The 16,674-nt window shown below is 72.6% G+C and carries 13 protein-coding genes; 10 read left to right on the forward strand and 3 right to left on the reverse strand.

The features are described from left to right. Positions 1-89 precede the first annotated feature (89 nt). Entirely contained in the window at positions 90-905 is an 816-nt protein-coding gene (locus tag ACFWRT_RS28040) for a FadR/GntR family transcriptional regulator (protein WP_380953252.1), read from the reverse strand. A 73-nt stretch (positions 906-978) separates the two neighbouring features. Here ACFWRT_RS28040 and ACFWRT_RS28045 point away from each other — a divergent pair, with 73 nt between their 5' ends. Genes ACFWRT_RS28045 through ACFWRT_RS28055 form a run of 3 tightly spaced genes read left to right on the forward strand, consistent with a single transcriptional unit; the run spans position 979 to position 4,583 of the window. Then, a complete protein-coding gene (locus ACFWRT_RS28045) occupies positions 979-2,343 on the forward strand; it encodes a glutamine synthetase family protein (RefSeq protein ID WP_380953251.1) in 1,365 nt (454 codons plus the stop codon). A 54-nt stretch (positions 2,344-2,397) separates the two neighbouring features. Beyond that, positions 2,398-3,792 (forward strand): aldehyde dehydrogenase family protein, encoded by a 1,395-nt coding sequence (locus ACFWRT_RS28050; RefSeq protein ID WP_380953250.1) that lies wholly within the window; start codon positions 2,398-2,400, stop codon positions 3,790-3,792. A gap of 5 nt (positions 3,793-3,797) precedes the next feature. Then, positions 3,798-4,583: a 3-oxoacyl-ACP reductase gene (locus ACFWRT_RS28055; protein ID WP_326707183.1), complete on the forward strand. Its 786-nt coding sequence runs from the start codon at positions 3,798-3,800 to the stop codon at positions 4,581-4,583. A gap of 28 nt (positions 4,584-4,611) precedes the next feature. Here ACFWRT_RS28055 and ACFWRT_RS28060 read toward each other — a convergent pair whose 3' ends face one another. After that, the gene (locus ACFWRT_RS28060; RefSeq protein WP_380953249.1) at positions 4,612-5,820 is read right to left on the reverse strand and encodes a helix-turn-helix domain-containing protein; all 1,209 of its coding nucleotides are present in this window, start codon (positions 5,818-5,820) and stop codon (positions 4,612-4,614) included. Continuing rightward, a complete protein-coding gene (locus ACFWRT_RS28065) occupies positions 5,817-5,969 on the reverse strand; it encodes a hypothetical protein (RefSeq protein WP_356750899.1) in 153 nt (50 codons plus the stop codon). Before ACFWRT_RS28065 ends, ACFWRT_RS28060 begins: the two co-directional genes overlap by 4 nt. A 187-nt stretch (positions 5,970-6,156) precedes the next feature. Here ACFWRT_RS28065 and ACFWRT_RS28070 point away from each other — a divergent pair, with 187 nt between their 5' ends. The 7 genes from ACFWRT_RS28070 (at position 6,157) to ACFWRT_RS28100 (ending at position 16,650) form a co-directional block, all read left to right on the forward strand. Next, on the forward strand, positions 6,157-7,140 hold the full coding sequence (locus tag ACFWRT_RS28070) for a cell envelope lipid trafficking protein PgfA (protein ID WP_380953248.1): 984 nt from the start codon (positions 6,157-6,159) through the stop codon (positions 7,138-7,140). Positions 7,141-7,440: 300 nt separating this feature from the next. Further along, positions 7,441-8,610: a glycosyltransferase family 4 protein gene (locus ACFWRT_RS28075; protein ID WP_380953247.1), complete on the forward strand. Its 1,170-nt coding sequence runs from the start codon at positions 7,441-7,443 to the stop codon at positions 8,608-8,610. Beyond that, a complete protein-coding gene (locus tag ACFWRT_RS28080) occupies positions 8,607-9,335 on the forward strand; it encodes a class I SAM-dependent methyltransferase (protein WP_380953246.1) in 729 nt (242 codons plus the stop codon). The genes ACFWRT_RS28075 and ACFWRT_RS28080 overlap by 4 nt, the downstream gene beginning before the upstream one ends. Next, positions 9,332-13,693 carry an alpha-(1->3)-arabinofuranosyltransferase gene (locus ACFWRT_RS28085; RefSeq protein WP_380953245.1) on the forward strand — a complete coding sequence of 1,454 codons (4,362 nt, stop codon included), beginning with the start codon at positions 9,332-9,334 and terminating at the stop codon, positions 13,691-13,693. The genes ACFWRT_RS28080 and ACFWRT_RS28085 overlap by 4 nt, the downstream gene beginning before the upstream one ends. Further along, positions 13,690-14,991 carry a condensation protein gene (locus ACFWRT_RS28090; protein WP_380953244.1) on the forward strand — a complete coding sequence of 434 codons (1,302 nt, stop codon included), beginning with the start codon at positions 13,690-13,692 and terminating at the stop codon, positions 14,989-14,991. Before ACFWRT_RS28085 ends, ACFWRT_RS28090 begins: the two co-directional genes overlap by 4 nt. Continuing rightward, on the forward strand, positions 14,988-15,749 hold the full coding sequence (locus ACFWRT_RS28095; RefSeq protein ID WP_380953243.1) for a class I SAM-dependent methyltransferase: 762 nt from the start codon (positions 14,988-14,990) through the stop codon (positions 15,747-15,749). The genes ACFWRT_RS28090 and ACFWRT_RS28095 overlap by 4 nt, the downstream gene beginning before the upstream one ends. 4 nt (positions 15,750-15,753) lie before the next feature. Beyond that, on the forward strand, positions 15,754-16,650 hold the full coding sequence (locus ACFWRT_RS28100) for a hypothetical protein (RefSeq protein ID WP_380953242.1): 897 nt from the start codon (positions 15,754-15,756) through the stop codon (positions 16,648-16,650). Positions 16,651-16,674: the final 24 nt, after the last annotated feature.

Here is a 16,674-nt window from a genome sequence, read left to right on the forward strand (position 1 = left end):
AACGTCGACGCGAAAGGCAAGGGGCCTGCGTTAAAGAGTGGTTACGGATTCACCCTCGCGGCCACCGCCCGGACCCGGCCCCCGGAACCTCAGGCCAGGAAGCCCCGCAGCAGCGCCGCCGTACCGGCGCAGTGTTCGCGCATCATCTCGCGCGCCGCCTCCGCGTCCCGGTCGAGCACGGCCTCGACGACGGCCGCGTGCTGCTGCTGGGAGTGCTCCAGGTTGCGGACCAGCAGCGGGATGCAGTCGAGGAGTTCGTTGAGGGTGGCGCGTACGGAGGCGTACCCGGCGGCGAGCGACACGGAGCCGGAAAGTTCCGCGAGGGTGAGATGGAGCAGGGTGTCCTGGCGGCGGTAGTCCTCCAGCCGGGCCCCCTGGGTGGCTTCCAGCGCCGCCCGCAGCCGGCCTTCGCCCTCCGCCGCGAGCCCGTCGGCGCAGAGCCCGGCGGCCCCGGTCTCCAGCACCTCGCGGAAGCGCAGGGTGTCCTCCACGTCGACGGCCGCCACCCGGCGCCGCAGTTCGTCGCTGCCGTCGGCGGCGGAGGCGCGCGGCAGGACGAACGTTCCGCCGTAGCGGCCGCGCCGGCTCTCCACCATGCCCTGGTCCTGGAGGACCTTGAGCACCTCGCGCAGGGTCACCCGGCTGACGCCCAGGTGCTGGGCGAGCTCGCGCTCGGCGGGCAGCCGGTCGCCGGGCGGGACGAGGCCGAGGCGGAGCAGTTGGAGGACCTGCTCCAGGGTCTCCTCGAAGCCGTTGCCGGCGCGGACGGGGCGCAGGACGGAGACCGGCGGCGCGGAGCCCTCCGCAGCCGCAACCTCGCCACCCGCCGCCTCCTCGCCCACGGCATCCGGGGCACCTTCCGCCGCCACCGGGCGGGTGCCGTCGGTTCTCCTTCTGGTGACCACGCGCGGATTCCCTTCCCAATCAATGGTTCTCTGTCATACCTTAAGCCTCCCGGTTCACCCAAGGAGGAATCCCGTGGCAGACCGCACACCCCCGCTCACCGTCGACGAGCTCCGCTCACGCGTCGCGGACGGGTCGATAGACACCGTGGTGCTGGCCTTCCCCGATATGCAGGGCCGGCTCCAGGGGAAGCGGTTCGCAGCCGGGTTCTTCCTCGACGAGGTGCTGGAGCACGGTACCGAGGGCTGCAACTACCTGCTGGCCGTGGACACCGAGATGCGGACCGTCGACGGTTACGCGATGTCGTCGTGGGAGAACGGCTACGGCGACTTCGGCATGGTCGCCGACCCCGCCACGCTCCGCCCGGTCCCCTGGCACGAGGGCACCGCCCTGCTGATCGCCGACCTCGCCTGGCACGACGGCAGCCCGGTCGTGGCCGCACCGCGCCAGATCCTGCGCCGCCAGCTCGACCGGCTCGCCTCGCTCGGCTGTACGGCGCAGGTCGGCACGGAGCTGGAGTTCATCGTCTTCCGGGACAGTTACGAGGAGGCCTGGGACCGCGACTACCGCGGGCTGACCCCGGCCAACCAGTACAACATCGACTACTCCATCCTCGGCACCGGGCGCATCGAGCCGCTGCTGCGCCGCATCCGCAACGAGATGCAGCAGGCCGGGCTGACCGTCGAGTCCGCCAAGGGCGAGTGCAATCCCGGCCAGCACGAGATCGTCTTCCGCTACGACGAGGCGCTGACCACCTGCGACCAGCACGCCGTCTACAAGACCGGCGCCAAGGAGATCGCGGCCCAGGAGGGTGTCTCGCTGACCTTCATGGCCAAGTACGACCAGAACGAGGGCAACTCCTGCCACATCCACCTCTCGCTCACCGACGAGAACGGCGAGAACGTGATGGCCGGGGACGGGCCGGACGGCATGTCCGAGCTGATGCGCCACTTCCTGGCCGGTCAGCTCGCCGCCCTGCGCGACTTCTCCCTCCTCTACGCGCCCAACATCAACTCCTACAAGCGCTTCCAGCCGGGCTCCTTCGCCCCCACCGCCGTCGCCTGGGGCGTCGACAACCGCACCTGCGCCCTGCGGGTCGTCGGCCACGGCCGCTCGATGCGCTTCGAGAACCGGCTGCCCGGCGGCGACGTCAATCCGCACCTGGCCGTCGCCGGTTTGGTCGCCGCCGGTCTGTACGGAGTCGAGCACCGGCTGCCGTTGCCGGAGGCGTGTACGGGCAACGCCTACACCTCCGCGTACGACCAGGTGCCGACGACCCTGCGCGAGGCGGCCGAGCTGTGGGAGGCCAGCCCCATCGCGAAGGAGGCGTTCGGCGAGGAGGTCGTGGCGCACTACCTGAACATGGCGAAGGTCGAACTCGCCGCCTACGACTCCGCGGTGACCGACTGGGAGCTGCGCCGCTCCTTCGAGCGCCTCTGACCACGAGAACGGCTCCGACCACCCCCTGCCTGCTTCCCCGATCGAGGTCCGTACGTGTCACAGCACCCCGCAGCGTCCGCCCTGGACGTCCTGAACCCGGCGACCGCCGAGGTCATCGCCACCGTGCCCGCCGCCTCGGCCGCCGACGTGGACGCGGCCGTCGTCCGCGCCGCCGCCGCGCAGCGCCCCTGGGCGGCCGCCGCGCCCGCCGACCGGGCCAGGCTGCTGCGCCGCTTCGCCGCCACCGTCGACGAACACATCGAGGAACTGGCCCAGTTGGAGGTCCGGGAGGCCGGACACACCATCGGCAACGCCCGCTGGGAGGCGGGCAACGTCCGCGACCTCCTCGACTACAGCGCGGGCGGCGCGGAGCGACTGCTCGGCAAGCAGATCCCGGTGGCGGGCGGCATCGACTTCACGATCCTGGAGCCGCTGGGCGTCATCGGGATCATCGCGCCCTGGAACTTCCCGATGCCCATCGCCGCCTGGGGTCTGGCCCCCGCGCTCGCCGCAGGCAACGCCGTCCTCCTCAAACCGGCCGAGACCACCCCCTTGACCGCTCTGCGGCTGGCCGAACTCGCCCTGGAGGCAGGCCTTCCCGAGGGACTGTTCCACGTCCTGCCCGGCGAGGGCCCGGTGGCCGGGAGCGCGCTCGTCGACCATCCGGGCGTCGCGAAGATCGTGTTCACCGGCTCCACCCGGACCGGGAAACACATCATGACCCGGTGCGCGGAGCGGGTGAAGCGCCTCACCCTCGAACTCGGCGGCAAGAGCCCGAACATCGTCTTCGCCGACGCTGATGTGGAGGCGGCGGCGGCCGCCACCCCGATGTCCTTCCTGGACAACGCGGGCCAGGACTGCTGCGCCCGGACCCGGATCCTGGTGGAGCGGTCCGTGTACGACCGGTTCCTCGACCTGCTCGTCCCGGCGGTCGCCGCCGTGGTGGTGGGCGACCCGGCCGACGAGAAGACGCAGATGGGCCCACTCATCTCCGCCCTCCAGCTCGACCGGGTGCGGGGCTTCACCGACGGCGTACGGGAAGCCGACGGCGTACAGGCCATTCTCGGCAACTCCCCTGAGGGTCCCGGGTTCTGGTATCCGCCGACCGTGCTCGCCGGGGTGGCCGCCGACGCGCCGGTGGCCGTCGAGGAGGTCTTCGGGCCGGTCGCGGTGGTCCTGCCGTTCGACGGCGAGGAGGAGGCCCTGCGCCTGGCGAACGCCACCGACTACGGGCTGGCCGGATCCGTCTGGTCCCGGGACATCGGGCGCGCCCTCCGCGTCGGGCAGGGCCTGAGCGCGGGCAACCTCTCCGTCAACTCGCACTCCAGCGTGCGCTATTCGACCCCCTTCGGCGGCTACAAGCAGTCGGGTCTGGGCCGTGAGCTCGGGCCCGACGCCCTGGCCGCCTTCACCGAAACCAAGAACATCTTCATCAGCACGGAGGCCTGAGCACCATGACCGACACTTCCCCTGTCTGCCGCCGCCTGGTCGGCCGCACCGCCGTCGTCACCGGAGCCGGCAGCGGCATCGGCCTGGCCACCGTGCGGCGGCTGGCCGCCGAGGGCGCCCAGGTCGTCTGCGCCGATGTGGACGAGGTGAGCGGCAAGGCCGCCGCCGAGGAGGCGGGCGGGCTCTTCGTCCGTACCGACGTCACCGACGCCGAGGAGGTCGAGGCGCTCTTCAAGGCGGCGTTCGACACCTACGGTTCGGTCGACATCGCCTTCAACAACGCGGGGATCTCGCCGCCCGACGACGACTCGATCCTGGACACCGGCCTGGAGGCCTGGCGCCGGGTGCAGGAGGTCAACCTGACCTCCGTCTTCCTGTGCTGCAAGGCGGCCATCCCGTACATGCGTGCCCAGGGCCGGGGCTCCATCATCAACACGGCCTCGTTCGTGGCCCGGATGGGGGCGGCGACCTCGCAGATCTCGTACACCGCGTCCAAGGGCGGGGTGCTGGCGATGTCGCGTGAGCTGGGGGTGCAGTTCGCGCGGGACGGCATCCGCGTCAACGCGCTCTGCCCGGGTCCGGTCAACACCCCGCTGCTCCAGGAGCTGTTCGCCAAGGACCCGGAACGGGCGGCGCGGAGGCTGGTGCACATCCCGGTGGGCCGGTTCGCCGAGCCGACCGAGATCGCGGCCGCCGTGGCGTTCCTGGCGAGCGACGACTCATCGTTCGTCAACGCGACGGACTTCCTGGTGGACGGCGGGATCGCCGGGGCGTACGTCACCCCGGTCTAGCAACCCGTACGCGCAGGGGGCACAGCTCCTACTCCGCCCCCTGCGCCAGCGCCCCTCTGAGCCGCTGCGAGCGGAGGACCAGCAGCATCTCGAAGCGCTGGTCGGGGTCGTCGATCGCGTCGCCCCACAGCTCGCGGATCTGGCGCAGCCGGTAGCGCGCCGTCTGCGGGTGGATGCCGAGCCGCTGGGCCACCTCGGGCGCGCCGCCGGGCGTCTCGATCCAGGCGAGCAGGGTCTCGGCCAGCCGCTTCGCCGCGGTCGCGCCGAGGCCGTCCAGCGGGGCGAGGCAGCGGCGGGCGGCCGCGTCGATCAGCTCCCGGGACGGCAGGAGCACCAGCTCCTCCGTGCGCTCGGTGCAGTGCAGCACCTCGCCCTGCGGCAGCAGGTTCTTCTTGATCAGCTGGACGGCGGTCTCGGCCCACCGCAGCGAGGTCGCGGCGGCGGCCAGCGGCACGGACGGGCCGATCGCGCCGGACCAGCCGGCGGTGGCCCGGCGCAGGGTGTCCGCCCGGCCCGCCGTCTCCGGGTCGGGGATGACGATGCGCGGCTGCTCGCTCTCCGTCTCCAGCAGGATCCCCTGTCCGACCGCCGGGGCGACGGCCTCCCGGGCGGGGCGCATCAGCACGCCCACCGCGATGGTCTCCGGCAGCTCCCAGCCGATCCGGGCGGCCCGCTCGGCGAGCGTCCGGGCCGAGTCGCCGCGGGGCTCCATCAGGAGCAGGTCGATGAGCTGGCGCTGGAGGCGCAGCCGCTCACTGGCGCGGCGGGCCGCCGCCTCGGCGTAGCCCAGGACCGACTGTTCCACGAGGCCGTCCAGATACTCGAAACCCGATTCGGCCAGCTCGTACATGGCGGGTGCGGCGATGTCGACCTGCTGGCCGATCTCGGCGAACCGGCGCCAGGTGAGGCGCACCCCGAGCCGGTAGACGGCCTGGAGCGAGTCGAGGCTGCGGCCGTGCAGCCCCTCGCCCCGGCCGAACTCCTGGAACACCTCCGGTGGCACGCGCGGGTCGGCGGCGCCGGAGGCGAGGTGGCGTACGAAGCCCTCGATGGCGCGGCGGATGCCGACCAGGGCCATCGGCTCACCGGACTCGTCCTCGACGAGCTGGAGGTAGGGGTAGTCCTGCCGGATCTCGGTGAGGATCTTCTGGGCGATCTCCGGCGCCTCGGCCAGGGCGATGGAGGCGAACCGCTCGACCTTCGACCGGGGCACCTCCTGCCAGGCATGAGACTTCACGAGCCCGCCGGTGCGGTGTCGTAACTGATCAAGGGTGTGTTCGGCTGCTCGGGCGTGGCGTCGAGCAGGGCCACGATGCCGAAGGCGGCACCGAAGGCGAGTGCTGCGGCCACCAGGGTGGTGGCCGCGGCGGCGATGAGTCTGCGCATGATCGGGTCAGCTCCTTGCTGGAGTCGATCCCTACTCCGTGATGGCCGGGCCCCTCCGGCTGGCACACAGTGTCGGTAGTCCATTGACATGCCGTCAAGGCCTTGCTTACTGTTCACGCCAATCAAGGGCTGACCGGCCCGGGGCCCGTGCACCTCCCGCGAAGAGATTCGACCCAGGAGTGCCCGGATGCGCCGCAATGCTTCACCTCTGTCACTGTTTCTACTGGGTGCAGGGGTCTTTCTGCTCGTTCTCGCGCCCCTGCTTGTCTGGTATGTCCAGCCGCAGGCGAAGCGCACCCCCATAGACACCGATACGACCACGGTCTTCACCGGGACCGGCAGCTACTTCGACACCTCGAAGGTCGAGACGGTCGAGGGCAAGGAGATCACGATCACCCGCCAGGTGCGCGGGGACGTGGCCGACAGCCTCAAGAGCGGCAACGCCGTGTGGGACGTCTCCACCTCCGTCGACCACGAGGGCACACTGCCCGCCTCCGACCCGCGCGACGCCCTCCAGTGGACCATGGAGCGCTGGGTGACCGACCGGACCACCAATGAGCCGGTGCACTGCTGCGAGGAGAAGCCGACCTTCGACGGGGAGGCGTATCTGAAGTTCCCCTTCGATGTCGAAAGACGTGCTTACCGCTGGTGGGACGGCACCCTCGGCGGCGTCGTCCGGCTGGACTACGCCGGCAGGAAGAAGGTCCAGGGGTACGAGGGGTACGCCTTCAAGGGCACCGTCGAGCCGACCCGCACCGGGGTGCGCCAGGTGCCGGGCGTGCTCGTGGGCCGGCCCCGTACGCCGCAGATCCTGGCCGAGGAGTGGTACTCCAACAGCGGCATCGAGCTCGTCGTGGACCGGCGGACCGGCCGCATCATGAACGCGGCGATCGGCCCGAAGAAGACGCTGCGGGCACCGGGCTCCAAGAAGGACGCCGTCACGCTGCTGGAGAGCAAGCGGGTCGAGTTCACCAAGGAGACCCAGCTCAAGCAGGTCGAGCTGGCGTCGGCGGACAGCGACCGGCTGGCCCTGCTCTCCGGGACCGCGCCGGCCGGGGCGGTCGGACTGGGTCTCGTCCTCGCGGCCGTGGGCATCGTGCTCGTCGTCCGGGGGCGCAGAACGGAGCCGGAAGCCTCGAATACTCACATGATGACGAACTTGCCCACCTGAGTTACCGGCAAGTTGTCGCATCGGTGAGTAGCCGGGGGCGTAGCCGTACCGAAAACTGTCTATCCCCACCACAGCACGGCCCCCGGTCTCTCATCCCTTGTTCGCGCGCCCCACAGCCGCGTTCTCCGTTTCCGTACCCGAATCCGCTCGTCCCGCTCCCGTAGTGCCCCAGCCCCTCCCGTTTCGTTCTGTTCGTTCTCCACCCTTCCTCCGTACCTCTCCGTCCCTCTCCGTCCCTTCTCCGTGTTCTTCAAGCCCCCGCCCCGAGTCCCCCGCTCCCCGAGCCGAGTTGGAGCACCGATGCCCCAGCACGTACCTCCCCCGCTGCTTCCCGCAGCCGCGCCGCAGGGTCAGGGCCAGGTCTCCCCCAGGGTTTCCGCCTCCCCGAGACGCATCGTCTTCCTCGCCCACCGCGACCTGGGCAACCCGGCCGCGGGCGGCTCCGAGCTGCTCATCGACCAGCTCGCCCTCGGCCTCACCGAACGGGGCCACGACGTCACCCTCCTCTGCGGCGGACAGGCCGCGCGACGGCCCTACCGGGTCGTCTCCGCCGGATCGCAGCTGGGGCACTACCTCGGCGCGCGCTCCGCGTTCGCCCGGCAGGTCGGCAGTTGCGACCTGCTGATCGAGGTCTGCAACGGCATGCCGTACCTGGCGCCCCTGTGGCACCGCGGTCCGACCGTGTGCCTGGTCAACCACGTCCACACCGATCTGTGGGAGATGCGGTTCCCGGCGCCGGTGGCCCGCGCCGGGCGTCAGCTCGAACACTGGGCCCTCTCCCGGGCCTACCGGGACCATCTGATGATCGCCGTATCGCCGTCCACCGCGGGCGCCCTGCGTGAGCTGGGCGTTCCGGACGAGCGGATCCGGCTGGTGAACAACGGCGTCCAGGATCCGCTGCCGCAGAGCGAACGGTCCTCGACCCCGCTCTTCCTGGCGCTCGGCCGACTGGTCGACTACAAGCGCATCGATCTGCTGCTCCAGCTCTGGGAGCGGGTGCGGCCCGTCACCGGCGGCCGGCTCGTGATCGTCGGTGACGGTCCCGAGCGGGAGAAGCTGGAGAAGCTCGCCGGCCCGGATGTGGAGTTCGCCGGGCATGTGTCCGAGGCGGAGAAGCACCGGCTGCTCTGCGCCTCCTGGATGCTGCTGCACCCGGCGGCCGTCGAGGGGTGGGGGCTGGTCGTCACGGAGGCCGGGACCCGGTCGACCCCGACGCTCGGCTTCGACGTCCCCGGACTGCGCGACTCCGTCGAGGACGGGGTCACGGGCATCCTCGCCCGGGGCGAGTCGTCCTTCGCCGCGGCCTGGTGCGCGCTGGCGCTCGACGAGGAGCGCCGCGAGGCGATGGGCAAGGCCGCGCGTGAGCGGGCCGCCGCCTACCGGTGGAGCAGCAGTGTGACCCAGTTGGAGGCCGTGGCCGCCGAGGCGATCAGCGGTACGCGGTCCTGGCCGGCGGGTGCCCGCCCGTGAAAGACCCGTCCTTCCGCCGCTCCCTCACCCTGTTCCGCGCCTTCATGCGCGAGGAGGACGACCCGGCCACCGTCTACACCCTGCTGGCCAGGGACGCGGCGGACCAGGTCGAGCGGTACATACCGCTGGACGGGAAGGTCGTCGTCGACGTCGGCGGCGGCGACGGCTACTTCACCCGCGAGTTCCGGCGGCGCGGCGCGCAGAGTTACCTCTTCGAGCCGGACCGCGGTGCGCTGCGCACCAGGCCCGACCAGGGGCCGCGGGACACGGTCGTCGCCGACGGCTATCTGCTGCCCCTGGCGGACGGGGCGGCCGATGTCGCCTTCTCCTCCAACGTGCTGGAGCACGTCGCGGACCCGCACACCTTCATCAGCGAGATGGCGCGCGTCACCCGCCCCGGCGGGCTGATCTACGTCTCGTTCACCAACTGGTACTCGCCGTGGGGCGGCCACGAGTGGGCCCCCTGGCACTACGCCGGCGCCGAGCGCGCCCGCGCCCGTTACGAGCGGCGCACGGGCCACCCGGCCAAGCACCGCCTCGGCGAGAACCTCTTCAGGATCGGTGTCGGCCCGACACTGCGCCATGTGCGGGGCCGCACCGACGTGGACATCGTGTCCGCCCGGTCGCGGTACTGGCCGGTCCTGCCCGAACTTGTTACCCGGGTGCCCGGACTGCGGGAATTCGCCACCTGGAACCTCCTTCTCATTCTCCGGCGGTGTTCATGACCAGCGCAGTCCACCTCGCACCCCACCAGTCCCCGGACGGCGGCGACCCGCCACCGGGCAGACCGGTCGACGAACCGGCGGCGCCCCGTTCGCGGCGCTGGCTGCTGGGGTTCTGGGCCACGGTGTTCGTGGCGTTCCTGGCGGTGTCGCCGGGACGCGTGACGTTCGACACCAAGCTCGGGGTCGTCGTGGATCCCGGGCGGTTCCTCGGCGACCTGGGCGAGCTGTGGCACAGCCGGTCCGGCTTCGGCGGGATCACCGACCAGTACGTCGGCTACCTCGTGCCGATGCTGCCGTACTACGGCCTGGCCGACCTGCTGCGGGTGCCGACCTGGCTCGCGGAGCGCCTCTGGCTCTCGCTGATCGTGGCGGCCGCCTTCTGGGGTGCGCTGCGGCTGGCGGAGCGGCTGCGGGTGGGCTCCTCGGCCACCCGGCTGCTCGGCGCGCTCGTGTACGCGCTGTGGCCGACGTACACCATCGTGGTCGGCTCGACCTCGGCCGCCGCCCTGCCCGGCGCGCTGCTGCCGTGGGTGCTGCTGCCGCTGACGAACCCGCGCCTCGCGCCGCGTATCGCCGCCGCCCGTTCCGCGCTGCTGATCCCGCTCATGGGCGGGGTGAACGCGGCGTCCACGCTGGCCTCGCTGCTGCCGGTCGGGCTCTATCTGCTGTCCCGGCCGGGCGGCCCCCGCAAGCGGGCGCTGCTGCTCTGGTGGATCCCGGGCGTGATCCTCGCGACCGCCTGGTGGATCGTTCCGCTGCTGCTGCTGGGCACCTTCGGTGAGAACTTCATGCCGTACGTGGAGTCGTCGTACACCACGACGACGACCATGTCGGCGACCGAGGTGCTGCGCGGCGCGGGCAACTGGGTCGGCTATCTGAACTTCGGCGAGCCGTGGCTGCCCGCCGGGTGGACCGTCGCCACGGCGACCGTCACCATCCTGGGCTCGGCGCTGGCCGCCGCCCTGGGTCTGGCCGGTCTGGCCCGGCGCGATGTGCCCGAGCGCCGGTGGCTGGTGCTGACCGTGCTGTCCGTCGCGCTGATCACGCTCGCCGGGTACGGCGGTGCGCTGGGCGGTCTCTTCCACGGGACCGTGCAGGAGTGGCTGGACACCTGGCTGGTGCCGTTCCGGAACATCTACAAGTTCCAGACCGGTCTGGGCCTCGCCCTGGCGCTCGGCGTGGCGCACATCGCCGCCGTCGCCTCGCTGCGGGCGGAGCGCGACGAGCGGGTGCCGGTGCGGGCGCGCCGGCTGGCCCCGGTGATCGCCGCCGTGCTCGTACTGCCGGGTCTCGCCTGGCCGTACGTCAACGGGTCGATCCTGCAGCCGGGTTCGTTCAAGGAGATCCCGGACCACTGGTCCAAGGCCGCGGGCTGGCTGAAGGAGAACTCGGCGAACGACCGGGCCCTGGTCGTCCCCGCCACCGCGCACGGCATCTACACCTGGGGCTCCACCATCGACCAGCCGCTCGACGTGCTGGCCGACACGCCGTACGCCCAGCGCGACTACGTCCCCTTCGGCACGCCGGGCAACCGGCGGGCGATGGACGCCGTCGAGCAGGCGCTGACCTCCGGCGGCCAGGTGCCCGGGCTGAGCGAGTACCTGAACCGGGCGGGTCTGCACTACGTCGTGGTCCGCAACGACCTGGACCCGGACCAGTTGGGGTACGTCCCCACCACCACGGTCAAGCGCACGCTGGAGGCGTCCGGCTACAAGCGGGTCACCGGCTTCGGCCCGGTGATGACCGGTGGCCGCATAGCCGACGACACCCCGGTGCAGATCGAGGGCCTCTACCCGCGCCAGGAGGCGGTGGAGATCTACGAGCCGCCCACCGGCACCGAGCGTCCCGGCCGGGCGAGCGTCGCCCCCGTCTCCTCGACCGCCGTCGTTAGCGGCGGACCGGAGTCCCTGTTGCCGCTCTCCGCGGACGGCGCCCTGGACGGCCGGCCCACCGTGCTCGCCGGTGACGCCCACCCGGGCGTGGGCAAGCCGTCGCTCTACGCGGCGGGCGACGGACTGCGCCGCGCCGACACCCGGTTCGGCCTGGTCAACACCAACACGTCCCACACCTACACGGCCGACGAGCGCAACGCGCCGGAGTCGGAGCAGGACCCGGGCGCCGCGCCGCGCCAGATCCTGCCGACTTCGGGCAAGGAGCACCAGACCACGGCGGTGCTGCGCGGCGCCAAGTCGGTGAGCGCGTCGTCCATCGGCAACTGGCTGTTCCATCTGCCGCAGTACGACCCGGCCAACGCCTTCGACGGCAACCCGGACACCGCCTGGGCCGAGGGCTCCGCCGCCTCGCCGAAGGACGAGTGGGTACGGATCGACTTCTCCGGTACGCAGGAGATCCCGGGCTCGTTGCAGCTCACCCCGCTGCCAAGCAACGGGGTGCGGGCGGCGGCGACCGAGGTGCGCGTCGAGACGGACCGCGGCTCGAAGGACAGCCCGATCCGCCCCGACGGCTCTCCGCAGGAGGTGGCCGCGCCCGCCGGGCCGGCCGCGTGGCTGAAGGTGACGATCCTCAAGTCCCAGCAGGGAAGCCCCGGTCTCACCGGTGCCGGGTTCACTGACATCGCCATCCCCGGGGTGCAGGTGACCCGGATGCTGGAGCTGCCCTCCGACGCACCGCGTGAGGGCGCCGACGCGACGGTCTTCTCGCTCAAGCGCGGCAGCGACCCGGGCGGGCTCTCCGCCGTGGCCGCCGAGACCGGGCTGCACCGCCAGTTCACGGCCGGCCAGGCCGGTCCGTACAAGGTGGCCGCGAGCGCGGTGCCCGTACCGGGCGAGGCCCTGGACAAGCTGCTGTTCGACCTGACGGGCAAGCGCGACAAGATCCTGGTCAGCGCCGACTCGACGGCCCGTCTCGGCACCAACCTCAGCGCGCGCAACCTGACGGACGGCGACCTCACCACCGCGTGGATCGCCGGGGACCGTCCCGTACTGCGGCTGTCCTGGCCGGAGAAGACCCAGATCGGCGAGATCGTGTTCGCGGCGGCCGGCGGGATCTCCACCCGGCCCGAGCAGGTCCAGATCAGCTCGCCGGACGGCACGGCGGTCGCGGCGGTGGACGAGAACGGCATGGCCCGCTTCTCGCCCATCACCACCGACAAGATGGACATCACCATCTCGCGCCAGGCACCGCTCACCGTGCACAACCCGTTCGCCGGCGGCCAGTTGCAGCTTCCGGTCGGACTGAGCGAGGTCTACATCCCGGCGCTGGACAAGTTCCGCTCGCCGCAGCCCGCACCGGAGAAGAAGTTCAGCCTGCCCTGCGGTCAGGGGCCGGTCCTCTCCATCGGCGGCACGCTGATGGAGACCAAGGCCGAGGGCCGGATCAGGGACCTGACCCAGCGCCGTCCCATCGCCGTCTCGCTCTGCTCCGAGCGGTCCGAGGTGGAGCTGGGCGCGTCGACCCACACCGTGGAGGCCGGCGACGCCGGTCCGCTCGCCATCACCGACGTCACGCTCTCCACGGGCGAGACGAAGGCTCCGGCGGCCACCGCCCGGACGGTCGACGTCAAGACGGGCGACGGCGACCGCCGCACGCTGACGGTCGGCGCCGGCGAGGCCTCGTACCTCCAGCTCCACGAGAACCACAACAAGGGCTGGAAGGCCACGCTCGACGGCAAGGAGCTGACGCCGCTGCGGATCGACGGCTGGCAGCAGGCCTGGCTGGTCCCCGAAGGCGAGGGCGGCACGGTCACCCTGGAGTACGAGCCTTCGCTGATCTACCGGGCCGGGCTGATCGGGGCCGGGGTGCTGTTCCTGGTCCTGGTGGCGCTCGCCGTCTTCCGGCGCAAGGGCTCCGGCCCGGCGGAGGAGGCGTACGAGCGTGAGGAGCAGGCCCTGCCGCCGGCTCCCGGGCTGATCCTGGGCACCGTGGCGCTGACCCTGGTGGGCATCGTCATCGCGGGACCGGTCGCCCTGGTGGTGCCCGTGCTCGCCGTACTCGCCCACTTCCGCCCGTCGTTGCTGTCGCCGGTCGCCTTCACGGCGATGGCCGCGGCCGGGGTGGTCGTGGCCCTCAGCACCGGGGAGTACACCGCCGTCGGCGAGGGCGCCTTCGGGGCGACACCTCAACTCCTGGCGCTGATCGCCCTGTTCGCCGCACTGGTCACGGTCGGGTCCGCCCCGAGCCGGGGCAGGCGACGGGCCGGCCGGTCCACGGAGCCCTCGGCCGCCACGGCCGACGGGGGCGACCGGGGCGACGGGGACCCGACGATCCCGCAGCAGCAGGCGGCGACGCCGTCCGGCCGGACCCTCTCCGCCGACGCCAAGCGGCCGCACACCGACCCGCCCGCGCGCGGTCCGGGCGGCCCGACGGCTCCGCCCGGCAGCGGAGGACCCACCGGATGACCGCCACGCATCCCGCCCGGCCGTACGCGGCCGGGCGGCTGCCCCGGGTACCGTTCCCCGTCGTCGACGAGGTGGACCGGCACTGCGCGCAGGACGCCGAGCCGAGCACGATCCACATCGAGGTCCATCTGCCCGGCCGGCTGGAGGAGGACCGGCTGCGCGCCGCGTTCACCGCGTCGCTGGCGCGGTTTCCGCGGGCGCTGATGCGGGAGCGGCCGCGCGGCCCGTTCGCGCGGCGGTACGAATGGGAGCTGACGGACGGTCCCGACCGGGACCCGGTCACCTTCCTGCCGCCCGCGCCCGGGGCGCTCGACCGGGCGCGGGCGGCGTCCCTCGCCGTCGCCCCGCCGCTCACCCTCTCCCCTCCGCTGCGGGTCGAGGTGGTCGAGGAGCCGGGCCGGGAGGGGTGTGTTCTGGTGTTCACCGTGCACCACACCGCGCTCGACGGGCCCGCCTGTCTGCGGCTGGCGGCGACGGCCGCCGAGATCTACAGCGGACGGTTTCTTCCCCCGCCGTCCGCCCCGGCCCGCCCGGCCGCCGCACCCCTGCCCCGGCACTCCGGTCCTTCCGCCCTCACGCGGCCGGCCCGGGTGGCGGCGGGCAGCCCGGGGACGGTGCCGGGCAACGGACAGCTCCTGGCCGAACTGCCGGTGCCCCGGCGGGAGCCGGGCGCGCCCTACACGGTGAACGACCAACTGATGGTGGCGACCGCCCTGACGGTGGCCGACTGGAACCGGCGGCAGGGGGCCGCCGAGCGGCCGCTGCGGATCACCATGCCGGTCGACGACCGGACCCGGGGTCCGGAGATGCCGATCGGCAACGGCACCCGGCTGGTCGAGGTCGGCTTCGACGCGACGGAGGTGGCGTCCGGGCGGGACATCTCCGCGCTGCTGCGCCTGACCGCCGAGCGGACCCGCGCCCTGAAGGGGCAGCCGCGTCCGCAACTGGGCCGCTCCACCTCGCTGCTGACCACCCCGCTGCTTCCGGTCGCCGTGCGTGCCGCGTACACCCGGGGGCTACGGGTGGTGGCGGGGCCGTGGACCTCGACGACGCTGCTCAGCAACGTCGGCCGGATCCCGTACCCGTTGGACTTCGGCGACGCGGGGAGCTCCCGCGCCCTGTGGATCTCCGCGCCCGCCCGGATGCCCAGGGGGCTGACGTTCACCACCGCGTCCACCAACGGCCGGCTGCACCTGGCCCTGCGCTGGTCGCGGACCCTGCTGGGGGACGAGGACGGCGAGGCGCTGCTCGGCCTGTTCACCCGCCATCTGGCCGCGACATCCTCGGAGGCTCCGTGACCGGCACCGCCCCCCTCCCGCTGGGGGCCGACACCCCTGTCTCCGCTCCCCCGCCCGGGCTGCGGGACTTCTACGAGAACCCGGCCGTCCCCGTGGCGTCCGGCGACGGGCGCAGCCGACGCCAGGCGCGGCTGCTGGCCGACGCCCTGCGCGGGCGGACCGGCCAGGTCATCGTGGACGTCGGATGCGGCGACGGGACGGCCGCCGCCACCGCCGCGCCGATCCTCACCGGCCACCGGCTGATCGGCGTCGACTGGTCGCAGGACGCGCTGCGCCGGGCCCGTCCCCGGATGGGTTCGGTGGTCCGGGGCGAGCTGGAGCACGGCGGGCTGCCGCTCGCCGACGGGTGCGCGGACGCGGTGCTGTTCAGCGAGATCCTGGAGCATCTCGTCGACCCGGACCAGGCGCTGGACGAGCTGCGGCGCATCCTGAAGCCGGGCGGCCATCTGATGCTGTCCACCCCGAACCTGGCCGCCTGGTACAACCGGGCGCTGCTGCTGGCCGGGGTGCAGCCGGTGTTCTCCGAGGTCAGCCTGCGCGGGATCCACGGCCGCCCCGGCTCGGAGGTGGTGGGCCATCTGCGGCTCTACACCGCTCGGGCGCTGCGCTCCTTCCTGACGGCCTCCGGCTTCGAGGACGTGAGGATCACGGGCGCCCCCTTCCACGGGGTGCCGCGTCCGCTGCGGCTGGTGGACCGGGCCGCGTGCGCGGTGCCGGGTGCGGCGTCCATCCTGCTGGCCCACGCGCGGCGGCGATAGCGCGATGTGGTGGGGTGTGGGGGCCGCGCTGGTGGCCAACCTGCTGTACAGCGTGGGGTTCGTGGTGGAGAAGCGGGCCCTGGGCAACCTGCCCGCGCTCTCCGCGGGCAAGCCGCTGCGGCTGATCCTCGTCCTGCTGACCAGCCCGCTGTGGATGCTGGGCGCGCTGTCGCTGGCGGCCGGTTTCGCGGCCCAGCTCATCGTCTACCGGGCGCTGCCGATCGCGGCGGCTCAGGGCATCTTCGTCTCCGGCCTGGTGCTGCTGCTCCTGCTCTCCTCGACCGTCCTCGGCGAGGAGTCGACCGGGCGCGAACGGTACGCCCTGGGCGGTGTCCTGGTGGCGCTGCTGATGGTCGTCGCCTCGGTGCGCGAGGGCGAGGACCAGGTGAGCTCCGGTGCCCCGTGGATGCTGGTGCTCCTGGTCTGCGTCCCGGCGCTGGCGGTGGGCGTCTGGCTCTACGTACGGGTGGAGAGCCGGGCGACCAAGCGCCACCGGGTGCCGACCAGCGGCATCGGCTACGGGGTGGCGGTCGGGCTGCTGTACGGCGTCAGCTCCCTGGCGGTGAAGGGCACCTCCAGCCGGCTGACCACCACCGACCTCGGGGAGGCCGCCCGTTCGCTGTTCGGCTCGCCCTACCCGTATCTGCTGCTGTTCACCGCCGTCGCCGGTCTCGTCATGTCCCAGACGGCGCTGCAGCGCTGCCGGGCCTCCCTCATCGTGCCCGTGTGCACCACGGTGACCTGTGTGTTCACCGCGGTCCTCGGGAGCATCGCCTTCGGGGAGTCGCTCCCCGACGATCCGCTGCTGCTGACCCTGCGGCTGGCCGGCACCGCGCTGGCCCTCACCGTCCTGCTGGCCATGCCCCGCCACGACCCTCCCGCCGCGGCGGCCCCGTCCTGACTCCGACCACCACCGGCCTCGCGC

This window comes from Streptomyces cyaneofuscatus (genome assembly GCF_042718795.1).
GTDB lineage: Bacteria > Actinomycetota > Actinomycetes > Streptomycetales > Streptomycetaceae > Streptomyces > Streptomyces cyaneofuscatus_A.

Coding starts and splice junctions, on each gene's coding strand:
- ACFWRT_RS28055 (WP_326707183.1), top strand. CDS start 3,798: ATGACCGACACTTCCCCTGTCTGCCGCCGCCTGGTCGGCCGCACCGCC.
- ACFWRT_RS28065 (WP_356750899.1), bottom strand. CDS start 5,969: ATGCGCAGACTCATCGCCGCCGCGGCCACCACCCTGGTGGCCGCAGCA.
- ACFWRT_RS28070 (WP_380953248.1), top strand. CDS start 6,157: ATGCGCCGCAATGCTTCACCTCTGTCACTGTTTCTACTGGGTGCAGGG.
- ACFWRT_RS28075 (WP_380953247.1), top strand. CDS start 7,441: ATGCCCCAGCACGTACCTCCCCCGCTGCTTCCCGCAGCCGCGCCGCAG.
- ACFWRT_RS28085 (WP_380953245.1), top strand. CDS start 9,332: ATGACCAGCGCAGTCCACCTCGCACCCCACCAGTCCCCGGACGGCGGC.
- ACFWRT_RS28090 (WP_380953244.1), top strand. CDS start 13,690: ATGACCGCCACGCATCCCGCCCGGCCGTACGCGGCCGGGCGGCTGCCC.
- ACFWRT_RS28100 (WP_380953242.1), top strand. CDS start 15,754: ATGTGGTGGGGTGTGGGGGCCGCGCTGGTGGCCAACCTGCTGTACAGC.